Here is a 227-nt window from a genome sequence, read left to right as displayed (position 1 = left end):
ACGTAGGTCAGGTCGCTGACCACGAATCGCTTGAGTTCCGTTTGGTCAAATTCTCGGTTCAAGTTGTTGGCTGTAGCCTCTTCATTGCACTTGGTCTTATGCGGCTTATACTGCGCCACGGTGTACGTCGAAACCAACCCTTGCTCCTTCATAATCCGACCAATTCGGCGTCTGGACACAACTATCCCGCGTTCATGGAGCTTGACTTTGATTTTTCGAGTGCCATA

1 protein-coding gene is annotated in these 227 nt (G+C 49.8%); it reads right to left on the bottom strand.

Annotated elements, in window-relative coordinates; all coding sequences use genetic code 11:
- Nucleotides 1-227: IS3 family transposase (locus PPOP_RS14825; protein WP_148277962.1), on the bottom strand; the 227-nt coding region annotated here is incomplete at both ends.

The sequence above is a fragment of the Paenibacillus popilliae ATCC 14706 genome (assembly GCF_000315235.1).
In the GTDB taxonomy this organism is placed as follows: domain Bacteria; phylum Bacillota; class Bacilli; order Paenibacillales; family Paenibacillaceae; genus Paenibacillus_B; species Paenibacillus_B popilliae.
The sequence above is the reverse complement of the archived record's forward strand: the minus strand, read 5'-3'. Positions and strand labels throughout refer to the sequence as shown.